Here is a 24,690-nt window from a genome sequence, read left to right on the forward strand (position 1 = left end):
GGCTTGCAAGTCGAAATCTCCGCCCGCTTATGCAATGAAAACCTGCCCCCAAGGCTGGGGGCAGGGCGGCTTTCACTTTAGCGGGGTATCGACAAACTCAGGCAACAGTTCGACTTGGTCGGCATAGGCTGCAAGCGCGGTATAGGTTTGGACATCCACCAAGTGGGATACCCTGAATTGGGTGAAACGCCAAGCCGCGGCCACGGTGACATCGGCCTGAGACAGCTGCGCGGTGGCAAGCCAAGGGTTTGCTTGGGCCGCGGCTTCTTCCAGAAGCGCCAGCGCGGCATGCAATTGTTCGGTTATGCGGCTTAGCCAAGGAGCATATTGATATTCGCCGGGCTTGTTGTGCTCATATTCGAGTTGAACGGCTTTTTCGCAAACCGTGAGGCCAAGTCCGATCAGCGACAGCACCTTTCTGTGTTGTTTCGAGTCTTTTGGCATCAAACTGCGGGAGGGGTCGACCCGTGATTCCAGATAGTCAATGATCATCGACGAATCCATGATCATTTCGCCGTCATCGCAGATCAGCGTCGGCGCCTTGACCGCCGGATTGATGGCGCGGAACTCATCCACATTGCGAAATACCGAGATTTGCCGGTGCTCATGCTCTAAACCCATCAAGCGCAACGAAATTGCCACGCGCCGAACATAGGGTGATCCCATCATGCCAACAAGTTTCATCAATTCCCCCTGAGGTTTTAATCGTTCGCTTTTCCAGTCGACCCATTTGGAGTCGAAGGTAAAGAAGAACGAGTGTTACATGAATACGATTACGTAATTAACTACATGTCGATTTTAGAAAATTCAACCTTTGAGTTGTAGAATAAAGAGGCGCGTTCCGAAACGGTTTCAGCATCACCTGTCGTAAGGAATTGGTTGTCTCCGATTCTGGTGCTGGAAAAATGCGGGTTTCTTTTTAAGTACTCAAGCAGGCTCTGGGCGCAAGCGTCCGGCTGAGAGATGATGCGCATGGAATCCGGCAGTTCTGTTCGCCATATATGCTCTACTATCGGGTAATGTGTGCAAGCCAGTACGCAAACGTCTGGAACTTCCTGGTTGGCATTAAATAGCGCGTTGATGTTTTTCCGAATTTCTGCCCGCAGCACGGCTTCAGGCGCGGCTTGTTCGATGAGCAGGGCAAGACCATTGCATGCTTGTTGGCGCACGTTTATGCCGGGGTTTCTGCTGTTGATTTCCGCCGTGAAGATATTGGATTGCACGGTGTGCTGCGTCGCGAATATCGCAACGCTCTTGACCGGGCGATGGGGATGAGCGCGCGTGCTGTCGAATTTCCAATCCCAAGGAGTGGCGATGATCTCCTCGACAGTGGGTACGACAACTCCGACCGCGCGCCGACCTGGGTACGCTTGGGGCAGCCATGTCTGCTGAATCTTTCGGAGGCTGGTGGCCACTGCAGTATTGCAAGCGATCACCACCAGTGAGCAACCATGCTCAAAAAGGCGGGCAAGAGCCGCTTGTGTCAAGTCATAGATAGCATCTGCTGAGCTATTGCCATAGGGTGGGTTTCCGTGGTCGCCTAAATAGACGAACTTCTCATTGGGCAAAACGGATTCAAACGCGCGCATCACCGTCAAGCCGCCGCTGCCGAAATCAAATACGCCAATCAAAGCCAGCCTCGCTTATCTGCTCGTGTTGTTAAACTGTTGCGATGAGCTATATCGTGGTTGCTATCGCAATGGCGACGCCAATATATAAAATGCCCGTGACTAGGCTCATTTGACGTTTTGTCTTGAATATTTTCGCCGCATGGCGAGCCATTAACATGTATAGCGCGTATACCGATGTGGAAATGAAGATCGCTGTTGCCACTAATGCAATGCACTGCGGCGCGTATGATATATTGTTATTTATGAATGTCGGGAACAGTATTATATTGGTCAATATCCCTTTGGGGTTCGTGAATGAGACAATGACGGCGCCGGTAAACATCTGAAAAGGTGTGCGCTTGCTTGAGCTTGCAACCGCAATTTGGGAGCGCGAGCGTAGCGATTTCAATGCAAGGTAGAGTAGGTAAGCAACCCCTATCCATTTGAGCCAGAAGAAGATGCCAGGATTATTCTTGACAAGTATGCCTAGGCCTGAGAGGACAATGACGGCGTGGCCCCCGCTTGCCAGACCAAAACCAATGGCGCCGGGAAAGGATTGTTTAAAACCATTATCAAGAGCTTGCGCCATAGAGAAGGCGACATTCGGACCGGGTAGGATGGCTGCCGAGAGAAATACGACGCAAAACAACATCCAAAGTTGAAAATCCATACTGCGCTATCCTTGTATAGCTGTCGAATCCCAGATGATTCCGAACTGGTTGAAATCATTCATCAGGGGAGAGGCCTAGTTACTCTGCACGCATTCACAAAGTCGGTACAGCAGCCGGTGGAGGCATGGACTCAGTGAGTTGCCGCATTCAGTCACTGAATGAGCGCCAAGCCAGCCCTGGCGTTTTGGCAGCCTTGCCCCTCATTTGGTCTCTTGGTCCTGGGGGCGGCAACGCGCCAGCTGCTTGGGGTGGCCGTTGACAGCGGCGTTGCGCGGGCACTGCATCCACCTAAAAGACATTATCATAATTAAATATATATGCATACAACAATAGTATAAGAGTCCGTGGGGGATCCATTGCCTGTAGCGCCGGCGCGCCACCTCACGGCCTCGGCTCCTTTTTCAGGAGGAGTCGCAGATTGGCGGATCAGCGGGCGAGCGTTGAGGCGCGGGGGCGCATTCAGGATGGCTGTTGTGCTGCGCGCCTTGCCGCGGCGGGTTGAGCGCGACTTCTGACGGCGGGAGGCCCGAGACCATCTTGCGCGATATGGAATGGCGCCGCGATCCCGAGCGCTTTCCCATCCTTGGGCAGAAGGCGGCAAGGACGGGAATAAGGGCGCGGCTGCGCGACCGGCGGATAACGCGGCGGGTAAAGCGGGGGACGCTACCGGGGCTTGTCTGTCAGGCTTATCGCTTGCCAAACCGCAGTCGCAGCCACCGCTAGCGCGGCGGCCGCACCGGACGGCCCTGCAGCGGCGTGGACAGGATGATGGAGGTGCGGGTTTCGCCCAGGTCGTTGAGCTGGGACACCAGTTGCTCCAGGTGGCCGACGTCGCGCGCCAGCAGGCGGAACACGTAGGAGTCGACGCCGGTGACGTGGTGGCATTCCATCACTTCCGGCATCGCTTCCAGCCGAGCCAGCAGCGTCTTCTTGTCTGGTTGCGGCACGGTGATGCCCACCCATGCCGATAGCGCGTAGCCGGCGCGTAACGGCGCCACACGGGCGTGGTAGCCGCCTATCACCCCGGCTTCTTCCAGCCGCTTCACTCTTTCCGATACCGCGGGCACCGACAGGCCCACCGCCTGCGCCAGTTCGGTCAGCGACTGGCGGGCGTTGTCCTGCAGCGCGGCCAGGATAGCCCAGGATTTTGCGTCTACTTCCATTCGTAAACTCCTTCTGCCGTTTTGCCTCAGATTTAAAAGCCAGCATAGCGTCTAGGCGAAAAAACCGCATGGGCAGTCGCGCGGCGGGGCGGCACACTATGAGCATGGATTAAGGGGAGGACGAACATGTTCTGGCAGGCGGCTTTGATAGGCTTGGCGATTGCGGCGCCGATGGGGCCGATAGGTTTGTTGTGCGTCAGCCGCACTCTGCGCGGCGGGCCGCGGCTGGGCCTGGCCACCGGCCTGGGGGCGGCCAGCGCCGATGGCCTGTTCGCAATGGCCGGCGTCGCCGGCAGCGGCGCGGCGCTGCATCTGGCCGGAGCGCTGGCGCGGCCGCTGGCTTGGGGCGGCTGCCTGCTGTTGGCGTGGCTGGGCGTGGCCACGCTCAGGCGGCCGGAAAGCCAGCCGGCGGTGCGGGAAGAAGGCCGCGTCGGGCTGCGGCGCGCTTACGCCGGCGCGCTATTGCTGACGCTGAGCAATCCGATGACCATCCTGTCCTTCGCCGCGGTGGCGGCCGGCTTGTCAGGCGGCCTGGCCGCCAGCGGCGCGCAGCAGCTGGCCATTGTCGCCGGGGTGTTTTGCGGCTCCGCCGCGTGGTGGCTGATATTGGCCTATGGCGGCGGCGCCTTGCTGGCGCGGCTGGGCGCGCGCGGCCGCCGCTTGCTGGACGCAGGCTGCGGTCTGCTCTTGCTCGGTTTCGCCGTCTTGCTGGCCTGGCGCGCGGCGGGCGGCTGAGCGGGCGGGCGAGAAAAAGGCCCGGACAAGCCGGGCCTGGGGCAGGGAGAAGGCGCGCTTATAGCTTGAAGTGGCTGACCAGTTGCTCCAGTCCGCCGGACAGCTCGCGCAGCTGCTTCACCGCCTGGCTGACCTCGCTCACCACCTGGTTGTTGTTCTGCGCCATGCTGCTGATGCGCTCGACGTTCTGCGCGATTTCCAGGCTGGCGCTGGATTGCTCGCGGGTGGCGGCGGCGATGTCGACGATGCTGGTCACCAGCTGCTGGTTGTAGCCCTGCACTTCGCGCATCGCCTGGTTGGCTTCTTCTGCGATGCCGACGCTCAGATCCACCTGCTGGCTGCTGCGCTGCACGTCGCCGACCGCCTGGCGGGTTTCGCTGCTGATGGCCTCGACGATGCGGGTGATCTGGACGGTGGCCTCGGCGGTGCGGCCAGCCAGGTTGCGCACCTCGTCGGCCACCACCGCGAAGCCGCGGCCCAGTTCGCCGGCGCGCGCCGCTTCTATCGCGGCGTTCAGCGCCAGCAGATTGGTCTGGTCGGCGATGTCCTTGATCACGCCGACAATGGTGGTGACTTCGTTGGAGCGCTCTCCCAGGCCGCTCATCCGTTCCGCCAGCTCGTGCATGCTGTCGGTCATGCGCTGAATCTCGCTGGTGACGCGGTTGACCTTGGCCACGCTCTGCTCGGTCATCGCGCCGGTTTCGCGCGCGATGTCGCCGGCTTGCTGCGCGGTGCTGGCGATGTGCTGCGCGCCCACCGTCACCTGTTCGACGCTGGCGGCGCTGGCGGTGGCGGCGTCGGACTGCTGGGCGGAGGCGTCGTGCACCTGGCCGGCCGAGTGGCTGAGCCGCGCGGCGGCGTCGGAAACCTGGCGGCTTTGCTCGCGCACATTGACGAACATGTCGCGCAGGCTGTCCAGCAGGCGGTTGAAGGCGCTGGCGGTGCGGCCGATTTCGTCGCGGTTGGCGATGGCGATGCGGCTGGTGAGGTCGCCGCCGCCGCTGGCCAGCTGCTCCATGGTTTCGGCCAGGTGCTGCAGCGGGCGGGTCTGGGTGCGGATGACGATGGCCAGCAGCAGCAGGATCAGCGCCAGCGCCACCGCGCCGATGGCGATGGCGGTGAGCATTTCGCGGCGGGCGCCGTCGGTGAGGGCGGCGGTGGGGACGCTGATGCCCAGCGTCCAGAACTGGCCGGTGTCGCCGATCGCGATGGGGTGGAAGAAGTGAGTGAAGCCGCCGTCTTCGTAGACGAAATCCTCGCCTTTCTTGATGTCGGCCAGATGGCCGGCCAGCGCGTCGTCCTTGCCTACGTTTTTGCCCAGCTGATCCGCCTGCGGGTGGACCACGTAGACGCCGCCTTCGGACAGGATGCGGATGTAGCCGGTCTGGTACAGGCGGATCTGGCCGAAGGACTTCTGCAGCTGGTCCAGCGCCACGTCGGTGGCGGAAACGCCCAGCATCTTGCCGGCATCGTCCTTCATCACCACCGCCAGCGAGCTTTCCAGCACCTTCTTGCCCTGCACTTCATAGGGGTAGGGCTCGGTGATGGTGTCGCGGCCGCGCTGTTTGGGCACGTAGTAGAAATCGCCCCAGCCCGGCTTTTCATAGTCGGGCTGATAGGTTTGCGGATGGTCCTTGAACTTGGGGAAGTCCTTGATGCGGTCAGCAGACATCATCACGTCCATCTGCGCCTTGCCTTGCGCGTTGCGGGTGATGTAGGGCTGGTAGCGGCCGGTGGGGTCGTGGCGCGGCCAATCCAGCCGGTAGGGGTTGTCGTCGCCGTCGAAGGCGTTGGGTTCCCACAGCATCCACAGTCCTATCGACTGCGGCGCGTGGTCCAGCATCTGCAGGATGATGTTGTCGGTCTGCTTGCGGTCGGCCTTGCCGCCGCGCTTGATGCCGACGACGGCGTCGGCCAGGTGGCGCGGCAGCAGAAAGCCTTGGCTGAGGGTGTTTTCCGCGTCCTTGGCGTAGCTGCCGGCCTGCTCCGAGGCCAGCTGGTAGCCGGTGTCGATGGCGGACTTGTAGTTGAGATGGGCGATCAGGGCGATCATGGCGGCGAAGGCGACCGTTATGGCGCCGGCCGCCACCAGGATGATGCGGGTACTGAGGCGTCCCCATTGTTGCTGCGCGTGACTCATGGCGATTACCTGCGAGGCTGCTGGTTGATTCGAGTGCTGCACGAAACCGGACTAATACGTATAAATTCGTATTTAAAACGAATATACCGGCATCCCGCCCGCGCAGGCAATGACCTGCGGCAGTGGCGGAGCGGGTAGGACGAGGCGGCGAGAAGGGGCTGGGCGAAAAACGGGCGGCCATGCCCGGACGATCGGACATGGCCGGGAGCGGCGCGTCAGAAGGTCAAGACGTCCTGTTCCTCCTGATAGGACATGTCGCCAGGCTCGCCGACGATCAGCGGATCGGGCGCGCGCGCCACGCGCGGGTCTTTGCCGGGATAGTCCAGCCGCGACAGAAAGTGGCGGATGCAGCCCAGCCGGGCGCGCTTCTTGTCGTCGGACTTCACCACCGTCCACGGCGCGTCGCCGGTGTGGGTGTGGAAGAACATCGCCTGCTTGGCGGCGGTGTAGTCGTCCCACTTGTCCAGCGACTGGATGTCGATCGGCGACAGCTTCCAGTGCTTGAGCGGGTCGTCGCGGCGCGAGATGAAGCGGCGCAGCTGCTCCTCGCGGCTGACCGAAAACCAGAACTTGAACAGTTTGATGCCGCTGTTGACCAGCATCCGCTCCAGTTGCGGCGTCTGGCGCATGAATTCCAGGTACTGGTGGGCGTTGCAGAAGCCCATCACCCGCTCCACCCCGGCACGGTTGTACCAGGAGCGGTCGAAGAACACGATCTCGCCGGCGCTGGGCAGGTGGGCGATGTAGCGCTGGAAGTACCATTGGCCGCGTTCCTGGTCGCTGGGCTTTTCCAGCGCCACCACCCGCGCGCCGCGCGGATTCAGGTGCTCCATATAGCGCTTGATGGTGCCGCCCTTGCCGGCGGCGTCGCGGCCTTCGAACAGGATCACGATCTTTTGTCCGCTTTCCTTGACCCAGCTTTGCACTTTCAACAGCTCGATCTGCAGCTCCTGTTTCAGCCTTTCGTATTCGGCGCGGCGCATGCGGCTGCTGTAAGGGTAGCTGGCCGGCAGCTCGGCGCTGCCGCTGTCCTCGTCGCTGCCGTGCGGCGCCAGCGCCACCTGCAGCGCCACCGGCTGCTGGCTGGTTTCCTGGATGATGTGCACCGATTCGTCGTGCGCGCGCGCCACGTTGCGGCTGCGCGCCGACTGGCGGCGCGGCTTGGCCGCAGCGGCGGGCGCGTCGCCGGCGGCGGGTTCCTGGGAGTCGGGGGGATCTTGTCGCTGCGTCATCGCTTCACCTTAATCCATGGTCTTGGCATGGTATTTATCCTACGCCGGCATGGGCGGGGTGTCGATGCGGCCGGCGACGGCCAGGCGCGCTTCGCGCCGCCTGGCGCCGTTTCGTCGCAAAACAGCACGTGGGCATGCCGGCTGGTTTACAGTGGCGGCGTGGTTTTCATTCAGGGAGAGAGTCGATGTGGTCAGTGCAGATGCGCCAGGTGCGCAAGCATTACCGGCTGGACCAGGTGACGGTGCCGGCGCTGCAGGATGTCGAGCTGGCGGTGAGACCGGCCTGCTTCACCGTGCTGTCCGGGCCGTCGGGCAGCGGCAAGACCACGTTGCTGAATCTGATCGGCGGGGTGGACCAGCCCGACAGCGGCGAAATCCTGGTGGCGGGGCAGGACATCGCCCGGCTGGGCGACGATGCGCTCAGCGATTTCCGCGCCCGCCATATCGGCTTCATTTTCCAGAATTTCAATCTGCTGCCGGTGCTGTCGGCGTATGAAAACGTCGAGTATCCGCTGCTGCTGGCCAAGGTGCCGGCCGCCGAGCGCAAGGCGCGCGCGCTGGCCATGCTGGACGCGGTGGGCCTGGCCGACAAAGCCGGCAACCGCCCCGGCCAGTTGTCCGGCGGCCAGCGCCAGCGGGTGGCGATAGCGCGCGCGCTGGCGCACCGGCCGTCGCTGGTGCTGGCGGACGAGCCGACCGCCAACCTCGACAGCCAGACCGGCGCCAGCATCCTGGCGCTGCTGCGCGGACTGCAGCAGCAATATCAGTTGACGGTGGTGTTTTCCTCGCATGATCCTCAGGTGATCGCCGCCGCCGACGACCATTACCAGGTGCGCGACGGCCGCGTCAGCCACGCGCCCGCCATCTCCCGCAAGGAGCCGGCATGAATACCCTGAAACTGGCCTGGCGCAATCTGCTGCGCAACCGCCGCCGCACGCTGGCCACGCTGGGCACCATGGTGGTGGGCGTGGTGGCGCTGCTGCTGTTCGGCGGCTACAACCGCACCGTGCAATACGGCCTGCAAACCAGCTTCGTCCGCGGCGGCGGCCATTTGCAGATCCAGCACCGCGACTACTTCCTCTACGGCAACGGCAATCCGGCGGCCTACGGCATCCGCGACTACCGCCGCGTGATGCGGGTGGTGGAGAACGACCCGGTGCTGAAGCCTATGCTGATCGCGGCGACGCCGACGTTATCGTTGGGCGGCATCGCCGGCCATTACGCCGCCGGGGCCTCGCGCACCGTCATCGCCCAGGGCAGCGAAGTGACGGGGCAGAACCTGATGCGGCGCTGGGACGACTACCATTTCGGCGACAAGCCCAAAACCGTCGCCCTCACCGGCAGCGCGCCGGACGCCGCGGTGATAGGCGTGGGCGTGGCGCGGGTGTTGCAATTGTGCGACGCGCTGAAAGTGAAGGGCTGCGCCGCGCCGGCCAAGGCTGAAAGCGGCGGCACGGCGATGCCGGCGGACCTGCAGGCGCTGTCCGACGCCGCGCCGCAGGCGGCGGCCGACAATCGCATCGAACTGTTGGCGGCTACCGCCGCCGGCGCGCCCAATGTGGCGCGGCTGACCGTGGTGAAGGCGCAGAGCATGGGCGTGAAGGAGCTGGATGACATGTTCGTCAGCATGCATCTGTCCGCCGCGCAGCGGCTGGTTTACGGCGGCGGCGAGCCGCGCGTCACCGCCATCGCGCTGCAGCTGCAACACACCCGCCAGATTCCGGCGGCGCAGGCGCGGCTGCGGCAGCTGTTCGCCACCAGCTTGAAGGACCAGCCGCTGGCCGCTTACGACTTCGCCACGCTGCAGCCGCAATACGGCCAGATCACCGGCATGTTCGGCACCATCTTCGGTTTTCTGTCCATTTTGATCGGCTGCGTGGCGCTGTTCACCATCGCCAACACCATGAATATGGTGGTGCTGGAGCGCACGGTGGAAATCGGCACGCTGCGGGCGATGGGCCTGCGCCGCGGCGGGATCCAGCGGCTGTTCCTGTGCGAAGGGGTGATGCTGGGCATGTTGGGCAGCGCGGCCGGCATCGCGCTGGCATTGCTGCTGGCCCAGCTGATCAACCACGCCGGCTTGACTTGGCTGCCGCCGGGGCAGGTGGACCCGTCTCCCATTCTAGTGAGGCTGTGGGGCGAAACCGGCATGATGCTGGCCACCGCGCTGGGCCTGATGCTGATGGCGACGATATCGGCCTGGTGGCCGGCGCGTCGCGCCGCGCGCGCGGTGATCGTGGACGCCCTGCGCCACGCCTGAGGAGAACAAGATGAAAAACATGTGGATGGCGGCGCTGGCCCTGCTGGCCGGGCTGGCCCAGGCCGCGCCGGACGCGCAGACCATACTGGCCAACAGCGACGCGGTGCGCAATCCAGACAAATCCTTCGGCCTGATCGTGTCCCTGGTCAGCTACAAGGACGGCAAGGAGAACGAACGCAGCGCGCTGGCGGTGTATTCGCGCGCCGACCCGCGCAGCGGCCAGTTCCGCAGCCTGCTGCGCTTCGTCAACCCGGCGCGCGACGCCGGCAAGTTGATGCTGAAAAACGGCAACGACCTGTGGTTCTACGACCCGGCCAGCAAGGCCAGCGTGCCGATCTCGCCGCAGCAGCGCCTGTTGGGCCAGGCGTCCAACGGCGATGTGGTGACGGTGAACCTGGCGCTGGACTACCAGGCCGCGCTGGCCGGGGAGGAGGACATCCAGGACGGCGACCGCCAGACGCGCCATTGCTACAAGCTGCGGCTGAGCGCGCGCAACCCCGGCGTCACCTACCACGCGATAGAGCTGTGGGTGGACACCGCCGGCTACCGCAGCCGCAAGGCCCGTTTTTTCGCCGAAAGCGGCGGCCTGCTGAAAACCGCCTATTACCGCGCCTATCAGCCGGTGCTGGGGCAGCAGCGCCCCACTGAGACGGTGATCATAGACGGCCTCAATCCCAAGTGGGTGACGGTGCTGCGCAACAGCGACTTCGCCTGGCGCGAGGTGCCCGAAGCCTGGCTGCAGCGCGACTACCTGCCGCGCTTCCGGGCGGAGTGAGCGATGCGGCTGAGCATGTTGGCGCTGGCGGGCTTGCTGTGCGGCCCGGCCTGGGCGGACGACGACGCGGCGGCGCTGCAACTGGCCGATCAGGCCAGCCTGCCGGCGGAAAAGCCGCGCGACCTGAAGCTGCTGCTGGAGGCGGCCGCCATCGCCAGCCCCGGCGGGCAGCGGTTGTCGGTCGACCTGCGCTGGGACGGGCGGCTGGGTCCGCAGTGGCGGGCGGTGTTCGCCGACCGGCTGGACCAGGATTTCGCCGACTCGCCGCAGCGCGGCCACGGCGTCAATACCTTGAAGGAGGCGTATCTCAGCCATGAGTTCGACGCCGCCACTATGCTGGACGCCGGCCGGATCAACACCCGCTACGGCGTCGGCGTCGGCTACAACCCAACCGACTTTCTGGGCGTGGGCACGGTGCGTTCGGTGGTGTCGGCCGATCAGGCCAGCCTGCGGGAAAACCGGCTGGGCAACGCCATGCTGCGCTGGCAGCGGCTGTGGGACAACGCCTCGCTGACCGCGATCTGGTCGCCCAAACTGGCCGACGGCCCCAGCGGCCACGGCATGAGCCTGGATTTCGGCGCCAGCAATCCGCGCGAGCGGGCCTTGCTGGCGTACAGCTACCGCTTCAGCGAGGCGCTGAATCCGCAGTGGCTGCTGCTGCAGGAGCAGGGCCGCTCGCCGCAACTGGGCTTCAATCTGTCCAGGGTGTTGGGCGATGCCACCGTCGCTTATGTCGAATGGGCCGGCGGCCGGCAGGCGCCGGACTGGCGGCGATGGCAGGGGGAGGCGGACGACAGCTGGAACAACCGGCTGGCCAGTGGCCTGACCTGGACCGGCAGCAACAAGCTGAGCCTGACGCTGGAGGGCGAGTACGACGGCGGCGCGCCTGGGTTGGACGATTGGCGGCGGCTGGCGCGCAGCCCGTTTTACCGACTGTACCGGATGCAGATGGCGACAGGCGGCGTGTTGCCGGCCCGGTGCGCCGCGCTGGCGCGCGCCAGCTGGCAGGACGCGTTGCTCGATAATCTCGACCTGACGGCGATGCGCGCCGCCAGTCTGGACGACCATAGCGGCATGAACTGGGCCGAGGCGCGCTATCATCTGGGCCCGGTCGATCTGGCGCTGCAGTGGCAGCGCTTCGACGGCGGCGCCTTGAGCCAATACGGCGCCGGGCTGGCCAAGCCGTCCTGGCAGCTGGTGTTCGATTATTTCCATTGAGGTGACATCATGAATGCAAGCCGGCGCTGGTCCGACGAAGCGCGCGAACTGGCTGTCTGCAGCGCGATCAACCTGGCCATCGGCCTGTTTTTCGCCGCGCTGGGCGGCTGGAAGATGGTGTATGACAACCTGCTGATCTCGTTCTGCATCGGTTACTGCTGTTGGCTGACCGGCACCTTGCTGGGCGGCTGGCTTCAGCTGAACCGCATCGCGGTCTGCCTGGCGGTGTTGCTGTTCAGTGTGCCGTTCGGCTTCAAGCTGGCGACGTGGCTGGGCGCTTTCGATGTGCTGGCGCGCGCTTTCCGGGTGCCGGAGCGCGCCTACCTGTTCTTGCTGCCCACCTTCCTGGTGGCGACCGGCGCGATGACGGTCAGCATGCTGTACTACCGTTCGCGGGCGCTGGCCGGCGAACTGGAGGCCACGCGGCGGCGCGAGGCGGAAAGCCGCGCCGCGCAGACCGCGGCCCAACTGGCGATGCTGCAGGCGCAGATCGAGCCGCATTTCCTGTTCAACACGCTGGCCAATGTGCAAAGCCTGATCGAGCTGGACCCGCCGCGCGCGTCCGAGATGCTGCGGCACCTGAACACCTATCTGCGCGCCAGCCTGGAGCGCAGCCGCAATGCCGACGGCACCCTGGGGCAGGAACTGGAGCTGGTGTCGGCTTTGCTGGACATCGCCGCTATCCGCATGGGCGCGCGGCTGCGGGTGCGGATGGAGGTGGACGACGCGCTGAAAGCCTTGCCGTTGCCGCCGCTCTTGTTGCAGCCGCTGGTGGAAAACGCGCTGCGCCACGGCCTGGAGCCCAGCGTGGCCGGCGGCGAGCTGGCGGTGTTCGCCCGGCGCGAAAGCGGCGTGCTGCGCCTGGGCGTCAGCGACAGCGGGGTGGGCATTGCCGAATTCGCGCCCGCCGGCGTCGGCTTGGCCAATATCCGCGAGCGGCTGGCGGCGCTGTACGGCCCGGCGGCGCAATTGCGGCTGACGCCGCGCCAGCCTAGCGGCGTGCTGGCCGAACTGCTGTTGCCGATCGCATAATCATGTTTTTCCCGACAGAAAGCTTACGATGCCCACCGCGCTGATCGCCGACGACGAACCGCTGCTGGCCGCCGCGCTGCAAAGCGCGCTGAACCGCTTGTGGCCGCAGTTGGACATTGTCGCCATCGCGCAGGACGGCGCGGCGGCGCTGGCCGCCATCAGCCGGCTGCGGCCCGACTTCGCCTTCCTCGACATCCGCATGCCCGGGGTGGACGGCATGGCGGTGGCCAGGAGCGTGTCCGGCTGCAAGGTGGTGTTTGTCACCGCCTACGAGCAGTTCGCGCTGCAGGCCTTCGAGGCCGAGGCGGCCGGCTACCTGCTCAAACCGCTGGACGACGCCAGGCTGCTGCGCTGCATCGCCCGCCTGCAGGCCGGCCATCAGGCGCCGGCCCCTGCTTTGCCGGCTGCCAGGGCCGAGGCCGAGGGCTGGCTCAACTGGATCACCGCCGGCCTGGGCAACAGCAAGCGGCTGGTCTCGGTGGACGAGGTGCTGTATTTCAAGGCCAGCGACAAATACACCGAACTGGCGCTGGCCGGCGAAAGCCTGCTGATCCGCACGCCGCTGAAGGAACTGGCCGCGCGGCTGGACCCGGAGCGCTTCGCCCAGATCCACCGCGGTCTGATCGTGCGGCTGGCTGCGGTGCGGGGCATAGAGCAGGACCTGCTGGGGCGCAGCACGGTCTTGTTGAAGCACGGCGGCGGCAGCCTGCCGCTCAGCCGCAGCTTCGCCGCCAGGTTCAAGGCGATGTAGCGGCTATTTCAGCAGTTCGAAGATTTTCGGCCGCTCCGGCTCGCCGTCCATATGCGGCGCCTCATGCAGATAGCCGACCCGATGCAGGCTGCGCACCAGCGTCTTGCCGCTGTCCGGGTAGAAGCAGACCTCGTGCGGATGGTTGGCGCCGACGCCGAGGTAGACCAGATCTTCGTCGAAGGGATTGGCCAATTGGTGGGCTACGCCGGTGCCGGCCGGACAGCACAGGCAGTCGCCGGGGCCGACTTCGCAAACCTGGTCGCCATAGCGGAACACGCCGCGGCAGGACAAGCTGTAAAACAGCTCGTCGGCCAGCGCGTGGCTGTGGAAAGGGCAGCCGGCGTGGCCGGGCGGCAGGCGTTGGCGCCCAACTGGCCCTTGGCGTCATCCATCGCCGGCGTCAGCGGCTTGTAGCCGCCGCCCCAGTGCCGGCCTTCCTGATAGTTTTTTTCTTCGACATCGTTGAGGTTCACGACATTGGCGGGTCGTTCGCCTAGGCGGCTCTCCATTGGGTTCGGCCGCGTGCGGCGCATCGCCGCTTCGGCTACGCTGACAGCATACCCGTGCCGCCGATGGAAGACATGCCATGGCCAGTCCCGCGTTCCGTCCCCGCCTGCTCGACAGTCTGAAGCACTACAACAGCCAGTTGCTGCGCGCCGACCTGATGGCCGGCGTCACGGTGGGCATCGTGGCGCTGCCCTTGGCGATGGCCTTCGCCATCGCCAGCGGAGTGACGCCGCAGGCCGGCATCTGCACCGCCGTCATCGCCGGCTTGCTGGCGGCCGCGCTGGGAGGCACCCGGCTGTGCGTGACCGGGCCCACCGGCGCCTTCATCGTCATCCTGTACGGCATCGTCAGCAAATACGGCGTGGCCAATCTGCTGGTGTGCACTTTCATGGCCGGGGCGATGCTGGTGCTGATGGGCGTATTCCGCCTGGGGCAGGTGATACGGTTTTTCCCGATGCCGCTGATCACCGGCTTCACCAACGGCATCGCGGTGCTGATCTTCCTCACCCAGATGAAGGATTTCTTCGGCTTGCCCATCGCCAGGATGCCGTCGGGTTTCTTCAACGTGGTGCTGGCGCTGCGCGGGCATTTCTCCGCGCTGCACTGGCCCACCACCTTGCTGTCCGCCGCGCTGCTGGCCTTGATCCTGGCGTGGCCGAAGCGGTTGAACCGCATATTGCCGTCGCCCTTCGCCGCGCTGGTGCTGGCGACCGCGGCGACTGCGGCTTTCGGACTGCCGGTGGCCACGCTGGGCAGCCGCTTCGGCGGCATTCCGCAAGGACTGCCGGCCTTTGCCGGACTCGATCTCAGCCCCGCCCACCTGTCCGACTTGATGGCGCCGGCCTTCACCATCGCCTTGCTGGGGGCGATAGAGTCGCTATTGTGCGCGGTGGTGGTGGACAGCCTCACCGCCGACCGCCACGACGCAAACCAGGAGCTGATAGGGCAGGGCATCGCCAATATGGTGGTGCCGTTTTTCGGCGGCATCCCGGCCACCGGGGCGGTGGTGCGCTCGGTGACCAATATCGGCAACGGCGCGCGCACGCCGCTGGCCGCCATCTTTCACGCCTTGCTGTTGCTGGCGGTGCTGCTGCTGGCCGCGCCGCTGGCCGCCCACGTGCCGCTGGCGGCGCTGGCGGCGATTCTGGTGGCGGTGGCGCTGAAAATGGGCGACTGGGACATCCGCAAGGCCTGGCGGTTTCCGCGCCACGATACCGCGGTGCTGATCCTCACCTTCGTCCTGACCGTGATTTTCGATCTGACGGTGGCGGTGGAAATCGGTCTGCTGCTGGCGGCGGTGTTTTTCATTCGCAGCATGGCCAGCCATACCTCGATCAAGCAGTTGAAGCCGGAGTACGCGCAGCTGTTCGAGCGCCATACCATCGCCGGCAAGGTCGTGCCGGACGGCTGCGCCGCTTTCCGTGTGGAGGGCGCGTTGTTCTTCGGCGCGGCCGACGCGGTGGATGTGGTGCTGAAGCAGGCGCCGCACGAGCGGGTGGTCATCCTGCAGCTGCATCGGCTGGTGTTGCTGGACGCCAGCGGCCTGCTGGCGCTGGACGCGCTGCGGGAGCGGCTGGCGGAGCAAGGCAAAACCTTGATCCTGTGCGGCGCGGCGGACGAAGTGATGGACATGCTGGTGGGGTCGAGGCTGGCGGAGCGGCTGGGCGCGGACAATCTGCAGCCCGACCTGGTGTGCGCGCTGGCGCGGGCGGAGCGGCAATTGACGGATGGCGTGGTGTGGGGCTGAGGCCGGGCGGCCCGCCGCCGCCCGGCGCCGGCGTCACTTCCCGGCGCTTTTTTCCCGGCGCAGGCGCAGCCAGCGGTACAGCGCATGCGCCACCGAAACCGGCGACAGCGGCACCAGCGCCATCAGGCCATCGCCCTGGCTGTAGCCGGGGTTCATGCTGAGGAAGAAGCGGGTGGACGGCTTGCTGGAGCTTTGCCAGAACTGGTGGTCGTCCTTGCTGTCGCGGGTGAGGATGCCCAGGTTGGCGATGAAGGGGCGGTCCGGCGACACCGGCGTCAGTTGGAAGCTGGAGAACAGCTCGTAGGCCTTGGCCGCCAGCGGGTGGCGCTCGTCCTGGCCGGGCGCCGGCCACAGCTTGTGGGCGAATTTGTGCAGCACGGCATAGCTGGACGGGTGCAGCATCACGCCGAAGAAATACATCGGCCGCAGCGGGTGGCTCAGCCAATGGAGCAGCACCTGGCGCACCATGAAGGCGAAATTGCTGTTCTTGCCGCGGTATTCCTTGAACAGGCCGGATTGGACGCGCAGCACGCTGCAGGCGCGGCGGCCTATCTGGCGGCGGAAGCGGTGCATCGCGCAGTAGCCAACCAGGCGCTGGTTCTCGTCGCGGTGCAGCAGCAGGCAGCTGTGCTCGGCCGGCGGCGAAAACACCAGTCCCTTGAAGGTGGGGTAGTCGGTGCCGGAGAAGATGGCGTCGTGCACCTGGAACAGTTCCGCGGCCAGCTGCTCTTTCTGCGCGGCGTCCAGTTTGGCGGGCATGACTCGGGTGGAGCGGATGATGGCGGCCATTTCATTCCTCGCTGTTGCATTGCAGCATTGAAATGGAGGCGATCATAGAAACCGGGCGGCGCAGTGGCTACTGGCCTTTTTGACTATCAAATGTCATTTAAATTTTACACAATAAATGACAATGAAATTTATGGATTTATCGATGGGAGCGGCGCAAGCAGGTCAGGATAGCTGCCCATTTTGCCAGTGGGTGCCGCCCGCGGGATCAATAACCTTGCTGGCGCTGCACGAGGCCGTCGGCTTCGACGCCGCGCGCCAGTTGCTGCAGCTTGCCGACTATCTGCTCCACCGCTTCCTGGCGCAGCGTGATGGCGGCGATGTGCGGCGTGATCGCGACGGCCGGATGGCGCCAGAGCGGATGGCCGGCCGGCAACGGCTCCTCGGCGAACACATCCAGCTGCGCGCAGCGCAGATGGCCGTTGTCGAGCAGCGCCAGCAACGCGTCCTGGTCCAATAGGTCGCCGCGGCCGGCGTTGATCAGCATCGAGCCGGCCGGCATCAACGACAGCCGCTCGCCGTTCAGCAGGCCCTGGGTCTGCGGCGTGGATGGCAGCACGCAGGCGACCACCTGGCTGGTTTCCAGCAGTTTCTCCAGCCCGCTTTCGCCATGCAGGCTGTGCACGCCATGGATGTGCTTGGGATTGCGGCTCCAGCCGCTCACCATATAGCCGTCGTGCGCCAGCGCCTTGGCGACGGCGGCGCCGATCTCGCCCAGGCCCAAAATCCCGACATGCACGTCTTCCGGCGGCTTGGGCGCCAGCATCCGCCATTGTCCGGCGGCCTGCTGGCGGCGGTAGATGTCCATATTGCGCTGATAGCCCAGCACGCCGTAGCGGATGTATTCGATCATCTGGGCCGCCATGCCGCCGTCCAGCAGCCGGTACACCGGCAGGCTTTCCGGCAGGTCGGGCCGGCTCAGCAGCTTGTCGACCCCGGCGCCCAGCGCGAAGAGGGCCTCCAGCTTGGGCAGGCTGGCGATCAGGCCGTCCGGGATGCCCCAGGCGATCAGGTAGCGGACGGTGTCGGGCTGGATGTCGGCCAGGCTGCCGAAGCGCTGTTCCGGCATGGCGGCGCGGAACAGCTCCAGATAGGCGGCGACTTCCTTCGGGTTGGGCGTGTGGACCAGGATCATGGCGGCGCTTCTAGTTGGGGCATGCTTGCAGTATACGCCGTCCACCGGCCGGCCTGCCAAGCCAGCCTAGCGCGCCGCGTAGCGTTCGCCCAGCCGGCGCATGGTGCCGATCAGCAGGGTTTCGACATCGTCGCCGCGCGCCAGCCGCTCGCTGGCATGCGGCAGCAGCTGCGGGTGGGCGCCGATCAACACCGAATGCCGGGCGGCGCGGAACATCGGCAGGTCGTTGCTATCGTTGCCGAAGCAGACCAGCTGTTCGGCGGCGATGCCATGCCGGCTCAGCGCGCTCATCTTGTCGACGCCGGCGGCGGTGATGTCGACGATCTGCTGGTCGGAATGGTGATGGATGTGGATATCGTCGCGGCCGCGCAGCGCCTGCTGCAAGGCGTCGCTGTCGGCGCATTCGGTCACCAGCAGCTTCACTGGCTGGTGGATTTCGTCGCGCGCCACCTGGCGGGCGCGCCGCTGCGGGTCCACCAGCGTCATGAAGGGATGGCCGGGCTCGCCCTGGTAATGGTAATGCCAGGCCAGGTCAACCAGGTAGGAGGCCGAGTGGCGCTCCGCCAGGTCTAACAGTTGTTGCAGGGTGTCTGCGGCCAGCGGGGCGATGTCGGCCAGCGCGCCGCCATGCCAGGTCATCGCGCCGTTGGAGCCGACGAACAAGCCGTGGTGGAAGCGCTCGTCCAGCAAATGGAGCATGTCGCGGTAAGGGCGGGCGGAGGCGAAGCCTATCGAATGGCCTTGCCCTTCCAGTTCGGACAAGGCGTCCTGGATGGCGGGGCTGATGTTGGCGCCGTCGAAGCAGAGGGTGCCGTCTATGTCGAAGATGAAATGCATGAGTGTGGCGAAGGGATAGGGAGAATGGGCGCAAAATTGCTTGAATGATTTGGCAATTTTACGAGTGAGCCATTTTTTTGGATATTTTAGCTAAATGTTTCATGACGTTCGCCGATATGGGTGGGGAGAATAGTATACAGGGAGCATGAGAATGGCGGTAAACGGCGGGTTTCCCATCGCTTTGCGGCCGCAGTCGGCTTTCGCCGCGGTAAGGGTGGCGGCGCCTGCGGGTGCGCCATCCAATCCCAGCGGCGCGGCGCCGCTGCTGGACATCAAGGGGCTGGAGGTGGGGACGCCAGAATCGCGTTATGGCTTCAGCATGCAAACCCTGCAGCTGCTGAAGCAGTACGACGTGCGCGATATGTCGGGCAAGGATCTGGACGCGCTGAGCGAACTGATGCTGGCGCGTGGCGAGATGGATGGCGATGTCAGCGGCACCATCCGCAGCGACATCCAGGGCCATGGCTGGAAAACCGCCGGCAGCAGCAATGCGCTGGAAATCTTCTCGGCGCGCCGCGACGAGACCATGGCCAGCGTCAAGGCGGGAGAAGTCTCGCTGAAGCTTGCCGATTTCGACCTGAAAGGCAATGCGCGGGTGACGGAGGCGCTGAACAAGCTGGCGGGCATCCACGATGCCTTGCAACACGACGACAGCGTGACGGCGGCCGCCGAGGGAGGCATGAGCCAGGCGGCGGACATCCAGCGCTTCGACAGCTGGCTGCGGCAAACCACGCGCTGGCGGGAGTTGGGCGAGGCCGAGCCGCAGCCCGATGCGGAGACCATCGACGCGGTGGGGCGCGTTTTGCAGCGGCTGGGCATCAGCTTGGCGGGCGAGGGCAATAGTGCCGAGCGGATGGCCCAAGCCTGGCAAGCCTATCAGGGCTGGCAGGCGCAGCACCCGGGCGAGCAGCCGCGGATGGATTTGCAGCCGCCGGCGGAAACGCCCGCCGAGCCGCCTCGTGCCGCACCGGCGGCTGCCGCGGTGGCTTCGACGCCGGCGGCGGCTGCGAAGCCCGCCAGGGAAGCGGCGCCGCGCTTCCTGCTGGAGGCGCAGTACGGGATGAGTTTGCCGATGCTGCAGGTGCTGAAGAGTTTCGATGTCGCCAATGCCTCGGTGGAGCAGGTCAAGCAACTGGGCCGGTTGTTGCAGGACAATGGCGAACTGTCGCAGGACGACGCCGATTCGCTGCTGCCGCTTACCCAGCGCGGGACGGCGGATTCGATGAATTATTACCGGCGCGACCTGCGCTGGCTGGCCGATTCGCAACAGCATGGCGAGACGCCTCAGTACCGCACTCCACAAGGCTTGGTCGACTTGGCGAGCCCGGCCGGCCGCGCCCGCAACGATCAGCAGGCGCAGGCGGTGCTGGACCGCTTGGCCGCTTTGCACCAGGCCTTGCAGGGAGACGACAGGGTGCAGGAGGCTGTGGACGGCGGCTTGCAGCAGGGCAGCGACCTGGCGGCGTTCAACGCCTGGGCGCAGGCGGAGGGCAAGGGCGCGCGCAGCGGCGACGACGCGCAGCCGGCGTTCCGCAACCGGCAGGACGTGGACGGCATCTTCCGCACGCTGCAGCGCTTGGGCGTGGAGCTGACGCCGCAAGATGGCGCCGTTTCGCCCGGCCAGCGGCTGGAACAGGCGTGGAAGGACTACCAGGGCTGGCGCGCCAGCCACCCGGACGCGCAGCCGGGGCTGAGGCTGGCGCCGGCCAGACGCATCAACGATTACGCCTGATCGCCGCTCTGCCGGCGCCTGCGGCCCTTTTTCTCCGCTGTCCTAGGTGCAAACCGCAGCTAGCGGCCGCGCTGTTGCCGCCGCCATGCCGTGAAGCTATATCTTGGTGAGTTCCATTGCATTCGTTTTGTCTGCATGAAAAACGCATGTCAGCCGCAGCATAGGCAAGCCGCGGCGCGGGAGGAGTCGAGATGATAGGCGCGGACATGCGGTATCTATTGGGCGAGCGCAGTTTGCGCTCGCTGAGCGCGCTGCCGGGCCGCCGCGCCGCCGCCGGCATCCTGGCCAGCGATGTCGAAGGCCCGCTGTTCTTGGGCGATTTCATCGCCGAAGCGCTGTCGGCCCGGGTTCGGCCGCGCCACTATGCGGTGGATGCCACGCCATCCTACGGCCATCTCCTGTACCAGGAAGGCTACGCGGCCTTCAGCGAAGCCACCGCGGGACTGCGTCGGCCCCATTGCCGCAACGGCTGCGCCCAGGAGGGGACCGACACCATTTTCGCCCTGCCTATGCTGCTGGCCTGCGGCGCGGACGCCGGCTATCTCGACTTGCTGGCCCGCCGCAGCGCGCCGACGCCGGGGGCCGCCCGGATGCTGGCTGAGCTGGACAGGATGGGCATGATGGCGGTGGGCATCACCACCGCGCCGCAACAACCCTACCGCAATCTGGTCGCCGCGAGCGGCCTGCTGCCGCGGGAGCGCATCCTGGGCTCGCCGTTTCCGCTGAACGAGGCCGCGGAGCTGCTGCGCGGCCACCGGCGCTGGGATGAGGAAATCGGCGCGGTGAACCGCTATCTGGACGACGCTTTCGCCATCATCGACGGCTATTCGGAGATTTACCGCGGCGTGGATGGCCAGATACGCCGTCTGTCGGACTGCGGCCGGCAGCTGCTGCAAGCGCGCTTCATCCGGCATTGTCGCGATGAGCTGGGCATCAGCCATGACCCGGCGACGCGGCGCCGCCGGACGGCGCCCACCCTGCTGGGCGAGATCATCGAGGCCTGCGCGATGATGGGCGACCGCTCGAAAGCGGCGACGGCCCTTAACCTGGGGCGCTCGCTGCGCGGCGGCCAGCCGCTGGTGGCGATGGGAGATGGCGGCAACGATGCCGAGATGCTGCGGCGGGTTCCGTTGTCGATAGGCGTGAACGGCCCGGAAGCCGCCAGCGCGGCCAAGATAGGCGTGGTGACCGCCGACATGGCCTGCGTGCTGCCCATCCTGCGGCAGATGTTGCTGGGCGAGCGGGATATCGACGCCATCATCGTCCGGGCGCAGGCCGAGGTCGGCGACGCCGCTTTGATCCACCGCGGCGGCGGCCGCCTGGCGCCGGCGCTGTTGGCGCGGCACCGGGAGATGAAACGGCAGCTGCGCGGAGCCTTCGTCACTTTCTGACTGGCCGCCATGTCCGAGCCCCCGGTCCATTCCTTGCCCCAACCCGCCTGCCGGGCTTTGTCCCGGAAGCCGGCCGGCGTTGTCGTCCGCCGCGATGGGCGATTGCTGCTGGGCGTGTTGTCGGGCTTGTTGTCCATGGTCTGCGTGCAGTTGGGATCGGCCTGGTCGGTGCCGGCGATGCGGGAGCAAGGCCCGTACGCGCTGACCTGGCTGCGGCTGTGCTGCGCGGCCTTGGCGCTGCTGGCTTGGGCGCGCCCGCCGCTATGGCGTTTGCTGCGCGCTCATGGCGGCCAACTGGCGGCCTTGGGCGCGGCGATGGCCGGCATGATGCTGTGTTTTTTCGCCGCCATCCGCAGCATGCCGCTGGGCCTGACGGTGGCGATCAACTTTCTCGGCCCCTTGCTGGTGGCTTTGGCCGGCGCGGGCCGCCGGTTGGCGCTGGCATGGCCGCCGCTGGCTTTCTTGGGCGTGGGATTGCTGGCCTGGCATGGCGGGCAGTGGCAGGGCGATGCCGCCGGGTTGGCGTTCGCCTGCGGCGCGGCGGTCTGCTGGGGGGCTTACATCTTGCTGATGAAGCGGGTGGGGCGGCTGGGCGGCGGGCTGGATGGGCTGGCGGCCTCCATGCTGATGGCCGCCTTATGGTGCGCGCCTTTCGGCTTGGCCGGCCTGCATGGCCGCCCACTGCCGGATTTGCCGCAAACGGCGGTTTTGGCATTGTTGACGCCCCTGCTGCCTTATGTGTTGGAAATGCTGGCGTTGCGACGGATGCCGGCGGCGTCGTTCGGCATCTTGGCCAGCCTGGAGCCGGCCATCGCCGTGCTGGCGGGCTGGTTGCTGTTGGCGCAGCCGGTCGCGCCGGCGCAGCTGCTGGGCGTGGCTATGGTGGTCGGCGCCAGCCTGGGCTCGCTGCTGACGGCGCGATGATCCGGCGGCGCTTACGCCGCGACGCCTTCGAGGCGCAGCACCTGCTCCAGCGCCGAAAAACAGGCGGGATCGATGGCGCTGCCCAGGCTGCGGCGCATGATGTCCAGGGTTTCCGCTATCGGCGTGGCGGGGTGGTAGGGGCGTTCGGCGTTGATGGCGTCGAAGATGTCCGCGGTGGTGATGACGCGGGTTTCCAGCGCGATGGCGTCGGCCTTCAGCCCGCGCGGATAGCCGCCACCGTCCAGCCGCTCGTGATGGGCGCCCGCCATCAAGGCCAACTCCCCGAAAGAGTCTATCCGGCTGAGAATGGCTTCGGTGTAGCCGGCGTGGCGTTTCACGGCCTCCCATTCCTCCGGCGTCAGCTTGCCGGGCTTGTCCAGAATGGTGTTGCTCACGCCCAGCTTGCCGACGTCGTGCAGCAGCGCGCCGCGTTTCAGCCAGCGCCGGCGTTCCGGCGCCACGCCCATCCGTTCGGCGATGCGGTCGGCGTAATGGCCGACGCGCAGGCTGTGGCCGGCGGTGAACGGGCTTTTGGAGTCCACCACCAGGCCGAAGCCTTCGGCGATTTCATCTAGGTAGTCTTCGTCCAGCGGCACTTCACATTGCGAGGGCTCCAACGCCAGCACCGCCTGCTCGACGTCGTCCGCCTCCAACTGGCGCCAGAAGGCTTCGTCCCGGCCGATGCCGGCCAGCGCCCGCGCCAGTTCGGGGTCGAACCAGCCGCCGGCGCGGCCTGTGGCCTCGTCCAGCGCCGCGGCGCGGCCATGGGTGGCGTGCAGCACGTCGGTCACCTGCGACAGCAGCGCGATGCGCGCGTTCAACGGAATGCCGTCTCCCTGCAGGCCGCGCGGCCGGCCGGAGCCGTCCCAGTGCTCGTCCAGGCACTGGATGCCCATCGCCACCCCCTCGTTGAAGCGCAATTGCCGCGCGATGTCGGCGCCGCGGTGACAGCGGGTGTTGATCAGTTCGTCGGCCATTTCCTTGCCGCGCAGCAGCACATTGAAGATGGAGGCGGCGCGCCGGCGCCAGCCGTCGGCATGGGTGCCGGTCTGGCTGAAGACGAAGTTCAGCATTTGCGGCAGGCTGGCGCCCACCTGTTTGAAAGCCTGTTTGAAGCGGCGGTCGTCGGCCAGGTACAGCTCGCTGATGCGGGCGGCATTGCTGCTGCAGCCCAGGTCTTTCAGCAGGATGGTGTAGTACAGTTCCCACAGCGCTTGTTCTTCCAGGCCGATGGCGCGGCCTATGTGCATGCCTATCCAGCAACTGCGCAGGCAATGCCCTTCCGGCTGGCCTTCGGTGATGTCCAGCGCGTAGCTCAGCGCGCTGATCAGTTGCGACAGTTTCAGGGTGGCGGCCATGCGGTGTCCTCGTCGCGGGGAATGCTTTGTTTATCTGCGGCCGGCCGCGTTTTGGCAATGCTTGTTCGCGGCGCGGCTGGACGAGGCGGGCTGGCGGCGGTAAAAATGCTTACAGCATGTGCTGTGGTTTCGCCCTTTCGCAAACTTGCCTGGAGCCTGCCCTGATGTCTGCCGCCATCACCCTGGATTTTCTCACCGATCACGATTTCGACACCGTCGCGGCGCTGGGCGCCGAAATCTGGCGCAAGCATTTCATCATGATGATCACGCGGGAACAGATCGATTACATGGTTTCCAGCCGCTACACGCCGGAAAAGCTGAGCCGCTACCTGGACGCGCCCGACCGCTGGTTCCGCCTGCTGCGGGTGGGTGGCCGTCCATCCGGCTATTGCAGCTACGCGCTGAGCGGCCGGCCCGGCGAAATGAAGCTGGAGCAGCTGTATCTATTGGAAGAGATGCGGGGAAGAGGGTTGGGCGGCAGGATGATGGACGAAGCGGAAGCCGCGGCCGGCACTCAGGGCTGCGCCACGCTGATGCTGACTGTCAACCGGCACAATGCCGACGCCATCGCCGTGTATGAAAAGCGCGGTTTCACTGTGCGGGAAGAGGTGGTGGCCGATATCGGTAATGGATTTGTGATGGATGACTATGTGATGGTTAAAAATTTATAAGGGGATGTATTTATA

General features: G+C 65.6%; 23 protein-coding genes. 12 read left to right on the top strand and 11 right to left on the bottom strand.

What is annotated here, in order from left to right; all coding sequences use genetic code 11:
* Positions 1–72: 72 nt before the first annotated feature.
* The 4 genes from MY55_RS05030 to MY55_RS05045 all read right to left on the bottom strand — a co-directional run bounded on the left by MY55_RS05030 (position 73) and on the right by MY55_RS05045 (position 3,444).
* Positions 73–684, bottom strand: a complete 612-nt coding sequence (locus tag MY55_RS05030; RefSeq protein WP_043577874.1) for a glutathione S-transferase family protein — start codon at positions 682–684, stop codon at positions 73–75.
* 101 nt (positions 685–785) lie between these two features.
* A complete protein-coding gene (locus tag MY55_RS05035) occupies positions 786–1,631 on the bottom strand; it encodes a glutamate racemase (protein WP_047244489.1) in 846 nt (281 codons plus the stop codon).
* Positions 1,632–1,677: 46 nt separating this feature from the next.
* Complete coding sequence (locus MY55_RS05040; RefSeq protein WP_065202049.1) at positions 1,678–2,280, bottom strand: LysE family translocator; 603 nt, start codon at positions 2,278–2,280, stop codon at positions 1,678–1,680.
* 720 nt (positions 2,281–3,000) lie between these two features.
* The gene (locus MY55_RS05045; protein ID WP_047244487.1) at positions 3,001–3,444 is read right to left on the bottom strand and encodes an Lrp/AsnC family transcriptional regulator; all 444 of its coding nucleotides are present in this window, start codon (positions 3,442–3,444) and stop codon (positions 3,001–3,003) included.
* Positions 3,445–3,570: 126 nt separating this feature from the next.
* Between MY55_RS05045 and MY55_RS05050 the strand changes: the two genes are divergently transcribed.
* Entirely contained in the window at positions 3,571–4,179 is a 609-nt protein-coding gene (locus MY55_RS05050) for a LysE family translocator (RefSeq protein ID WP_043577863.1), read from the top strand.
* A gap of 58 nt (positions 4,180–4,237) precedes the next feature.
* On the opposite strand, the gene MY55_RS05055 is transcribed toward MY55_RS05050, so the two are convergent.
* On the bottom strand, positions 4,238–6,319 hold the full coding sequence (locus MY55_RS05055) for a methyl-accepting chemotaxis protein (protein WP_065202050.1): 2,082 nt from the start codon (positions 6,317–6,319) through the stop codon (positions 4,238–4,240).
* Between the two features lie 215 nt (positions 6,320–6,534).
* Positions 6,535–7,551 (bottom strand): polyphosphate kinase 2, encoded by a 1,017-nt coding sequence (gene ppk2 / locus MY55_RS05060; RefSeq protein ID WP_047238044.1) that lies wholly within the window; start codon positions 7,549–7,551, stop codon positions 6,535–6,537.
* Between the two features lie 185 nt (positions 7,552–7,736).
* On the opposite strand from ppk2, the gene MY55_RS05065 reads away from it, so the two are divergent.
* From MY55_RS05065 to MY55_RS05090, 6 genes are read left to right on the top strand one after another with little or no spacing between them, the layout of a single operon-like run.
* Positions 7,737–8,438, top strand: coding sequence for an ABC transporter ATP-binding protein (locus MY55_RS05065; protein ID WP_047238043.1), 702 nt, complete (start codon positions 7,737–7,739; stop codon positions 8,436–8,438).
* Positions 8,435–9,811, top strand: a complete 1,377-nt coding sequence (locus MY55_RS05070) for an ABC transporter permease (RefSeq protein WP_065202051.1) — start codon at positions 8,435–8,437, stop codon at positions 9,809–9,811. The genes MY55_RS05065 and MY55_RS05070 overlap by 4 nt, the downstream gene beginning before the upstream one ends.
* A gap of 10 nt (positions 9,812–9,821) precedes the next feature.
* Positions 9,822–10,586, top strand: coding sequence for an outer membrane lipoprotein-sorting protein (locus MY55_RS05075; protein WP_099049604.1), 765 nt, complete (start codon positions 9,822–9,824; stop codon positions 10,584–10,586).
* 3 nt (positions 10,587–10,589) lie between these two features.
* The gene (locus MY55_RS05080) at positions 10,590–11,804 is read left to right on the top strand and encodes a hypothetical protein (RefSeq protein ID WP_065202052.1); all 1,215 of its coding nucleotides are present in this window, start codon (positions 10,590–10,592) and stop codon (positions 11,802–11,804) included.
* Positions 11,805–11,813: 9 nt separating this feature from the next.
* Positions 11,814–12,836, top strand: a complete 1,023-nt coding sequence (locus MY55_RS05085) for a sensor histidine kinase (RefSeq protein WP_047238041.1) — start codon at positions 11,814–11,816, stop codon at positions 12,834–12,836.
* A gap of 28 nt (positions 12,837–12,864) precedes the next feature.
* Positions 12,865–13,587, top strand: a complete 723-nt coding sequence (locus MY55_RS05090) for a LytR/AlgR family response regulator transcription factor (protein ID WP_047238040.1) — start codon at positions 12,865–12,867, stop codon at positions 13,585–13,587.
* 3 nt (positions 13,588–13,590) lie between these two features.
* Here the strand turns inward: MY55_RS05090 and MY55_RS05095 are convergent, their stop codons facing one another.
* Positions 13,591–13,944, bottom strand: a complete 354-nt coding sequence (locus tag MY55_RS05095; protein ID WP_080509367.1) for a cupin domain-containing protein — start codon at positions 13,942–13,944, stop codon at positions 13,591–13,593.
* A 229-nt stretch (positions 13,945–14,173) separates the two neighbouring features.
* On the opposite strand from MY55_RS05095, the gene MY55_RS05100 reads away from it, so the two are divergent.
* The gene (locus tag MY55_RS05100) at positions 14,174–15,841 is read left to right on the top strand and encodes a SulP family inorganic anion transporter (RefSeq protein WP_065202053.1); all 1,668 of its coding nucleotides are present in this window, start codon (positions 14,174–14,176) and stop codon (positions 15,839–15,841) included.
* 33 nt (positions 15,842–15,874) lie between these two features.
* Here MY55_RS05100 and MY55_RS05105 read toward each other — a convergent pair whose 3' ends face one another.
* The 3 genes from MY55_RS05105 to MY55_RS05115 all read right to left on the bottom strand — a co-directional run bounded on the left by MY55_RS05105 (position 15,875) and on the right by MY55_RS05115 (position 18,599).
* Positions 15,875–16,630 (bottom strand): hypothetical protein, encoded by a 756-nt coding sequence (locus tag MY55_RS05105; RefSeq protein ID WP_043577844.1) that lies wholly within the window; start codon positions 16,628–16,630, stop codon positions 15,875–15,877.
* 205 nt (positions 16,631–16,835) lie between these two features.
* Complete coding sequence (locus MY55_RS05110; protein ID WP_043577838.1) at positions 16,836–17,762, bottom strand: 2-hydroxyacid dehydrogenase; 927 nt, start codon at positions 17,760–17,762, stop codon at positions 16,836–16,838.
* A gap of 66 nt (positions 17,763–17,828) precedes the next feature.
* Positions 17,829–18,599 (bottom strand): HAD-IIB family hydrolase, encoded by a 771-nt coding sequence (locus tag MY55_RS05115; RefSeq protein ID WP_065202054.1) that lies wholly within the window; start codon positions 18,597–18,599, stop codon positions 17,829–17,831.
* 151 nt (positions 18,600–18,750) lie between these two features.
* On the opposite strand from MY55_RS05115, the gene MY55_RS05120 reads away from it, so the two are divergent.
* The 3 genes from MY55_RS05120 (at position 18,751) to MY55_RS05130 (ending at position 22,646) form a co-directional block, all read left to right on the top strand.
* Positions 18,751–20,331 carry a hypothetical protein gene (locus MY55_RS05120; protein ID WP_076098016.1) on the top strand — a complete coding sequence of 527 codons (1,581 nt, stop codon included), beginning with the start codon at positions 18,751–18,753 and terminating at the stop codon, positions 20,329–20,331.
* Between the two features lie 206 nt (positions 20,332–20,537).
* A complete protein-coding gene (locus MY55_RS05125; RefSeq protein WP_157889263.1) occupies positions 20,538–21,722 on the top strand; it encodes a hypothetical protein in 1,185 nt (394 codons plus the stop codon).
* Between the two features lie 9 nt (positions 21,723–21,731).
* Entirely contained in the window at positions 21,732–22,646 is a 915-nt protein-coding gene (locus tag MY55_RS05130) for an EamA family transporter (RefSeq protein WP_080962187.1), read from the top strand.
* Between the two features lie 11 nt (positions 22,647–22,657).
* Here the strand turns inward: MY55_RS05130 and MY55_RS05135 are convergent, their stop codons facing one another.
* Positions 22,658–24,004, bottom strand: a complete 1,347-nt coding sequence (locus MY55_RS05135; RefSeq protein WP_047258630.1) for an HD-GYP domain-containing protein — start codon at positions 24,002–24,004, stop codon at positions 22,658–22,660.
* Between the two features lie 164 nt (positions 24,005–24,168).
* Here MY55_RS05135 and MY55_RS05140 point away from each other — a divergent pair, with 164 nt between their 5' ends.
* The gene (locus MY55_RS05140; protein ID WP_052258183.1) at positions 24,169–24,675 is read left to right on the top strand and encodes a GNAT family N-acetyltransferase; all 507 of its coding nucleotides are present in this window, start codon (positions 24,169–24,171) and stop codon (positions 24,673–24,675) included.
* Positions 24,676–24,690 lie beyond the last annotated feature (15 nt).

Origin of the sequence: Chromobacterium subtsugae, from assembly GCF_001676875.1 — a bacterium.
Taxonomy (GTDB): Bacteria; Pseudomonadota; Gammaproteobacteria; order Burkholderiales; family Chromobacteriaceae; genus Chromobacterium; species Chromobacterium subtsugae.

What these genes read in the sequence shown, in the direction of transcription:
- MY55_RS05105 (WP_043577844.1), bottom strand. Translation starts at nt 16,630, where the DNA reads ATGGCCGCCATCATCCGCTCCACCCGAGTCATGCCCGCCAAACTGGAC.
- MY55_RS05125 (WP_157889263.1), top strand. Translation starts at nt 20,538, where the DNA reads ATGCGGTATCTATTGGGCGAGCGCAGTTTGCGCTCGCTGAGCGCGCTG.
- MY55_RS05075 (WP_099049604.1), top strand. Translation starts at nt 9,822, where the DNA reads ATGAAAAACATGTGGATGGCGGCGCTGGCCCTGCTGGCCGGGCTGGCC.
- MY55_RS05050 (WP_043577863.1), top strand. Translation starts at nt 3,571, where the DNA reads ATGTTCTGGCAGGCGGCTTTGATAGGCTTGGCGATTGCGGCGCCGATG.
- MY55_RS05085 (WP_047238041.1), top strand. Translation starts at nt 11,814, where the DNA reads ATGAATGCAAGCCGGCGCTGGTCCGACGAAGCGCGCGAACTGGCTGTC.
- MY55_RS05030 (WP_043577874.1), bottom strand. Translation starts at nt 684, where the DNA reads ATGAAACTTGTTGGCATGATGGGATCACCCTATGTTCGGCGCGTGGCA.
- MY55_RS05130 (WP_080962187.1), top strand. Translation starts at nt 21,732, where the DNA reads ATGTCCGAGCCCCCGGTCCATTCCTTGCCCCAACCCGCCTGCCGGGCT.
- ppk2 (WP_047238044.1), bottom strand. Translation starts at nt 7,551, where the DNA reads ATGACGCAGCGACAAGATCCCCCCGACTCCCAGGAACCCGCCGCCGGC.
- MY55_RS05055 (WP_065202050.1), bottom strand. Translation starts at nt 6,319, where the DNA reads ATGAGTCACGCGCAGCAACAATGGGGACGCCTCAGTACCCGCATCATC.
- MY55_RS05065 (WP_047238043.1), top strand. Translation starts at nt 7,737, where the DNA reads ATGTGGTCAGTGCAGATGCGCCAGGTGCGCAAGCATTACCGGCTGGAC.
- MY55_RS05070 (WP_065202051.1), top strand. Translation starts at nt 8,435, where the DNA reads ATGAATACCCTGAAACTGGCCTGGCGCAATCTGCTGCGCAACCGCCGC.
- MY55_RS05115 (WP_065202054.1), bottom strand. Translation starts at nt 18,599, where the DNA reads ATGCATTTCATCTTCGACATAGACGGCACCCTCTGCTTCGACGGCGCC.
- MY55_RS05045 (WP_047244487.1), bottom strand. Translation starts at nt 3,444, where the DNA reads ATGGAAGTAGACGCAAAATCCTGGGCTATCCTGGCCGCGCTGCAGGAC.
- MY55_RS05135 (WP_047258630.1), bottom strand. Translation starts at nt 24,004, where the DNA reads ATGGCCGCCACCCTGAAACTGTCGCAACTGATCAGCGCGCTGAGCTAC.
- MY55_RS05040 (WP_065202049.1), bottom strand. Translation starts at nt 2,280, where the DNA reads ATGGATTTTCAACTTTGGATGTTGTTTTGCGTCGTATTTCTCTCGGCA.
- MY55_RS05080 (WP_065202052.1), top strand. Translation starts at nt 10,590, where the DNA reads ATGCGGCTGAGCATGTTGGCGCTGGCGGGCTTGCTGTGCGGCCCGGCC.
- MY55_RS05140 (WP_052258183.1), top strand. Translation starts at nt 24,169, where the DNA reads ATGTCTGCCGCCATCACCCTGGATTTTCTCACCGATCACGATTTCGAC.
- MY55_RS05090 (WP_047238040.1), top strand. Translation starts at nt 12,865, where the DNA reads ATGCCCACCGCGCTGATCGCCGACGACGAACCGCTGCTGGCCGCCGCG.
- MY55_RS05110 (WP_043577838.1), bottom strand. Translation starts at nt 17,762, where the DNA reads ATGATCCTGGTCCACACGCCCAACCCGAAGGAAGTCGCCGCCTATCTG.
- MY55_RS05120 (WP_076098016.1), top strand. Translation starts at nt 18,751, where the DNA reads ATGGCGGTAAACGGCGGGTTTCCCATCGCTTTGCGGCCGCAGTCGGCT.
- MY55_RS05100 (WP_065202053.1), top strand. Translation starts at nt 14,174, where the DNA reads ATGGCCAGTCCCGCGTTCCGTCCCCGCCTGCTCGACAGTCTGAAGCAC.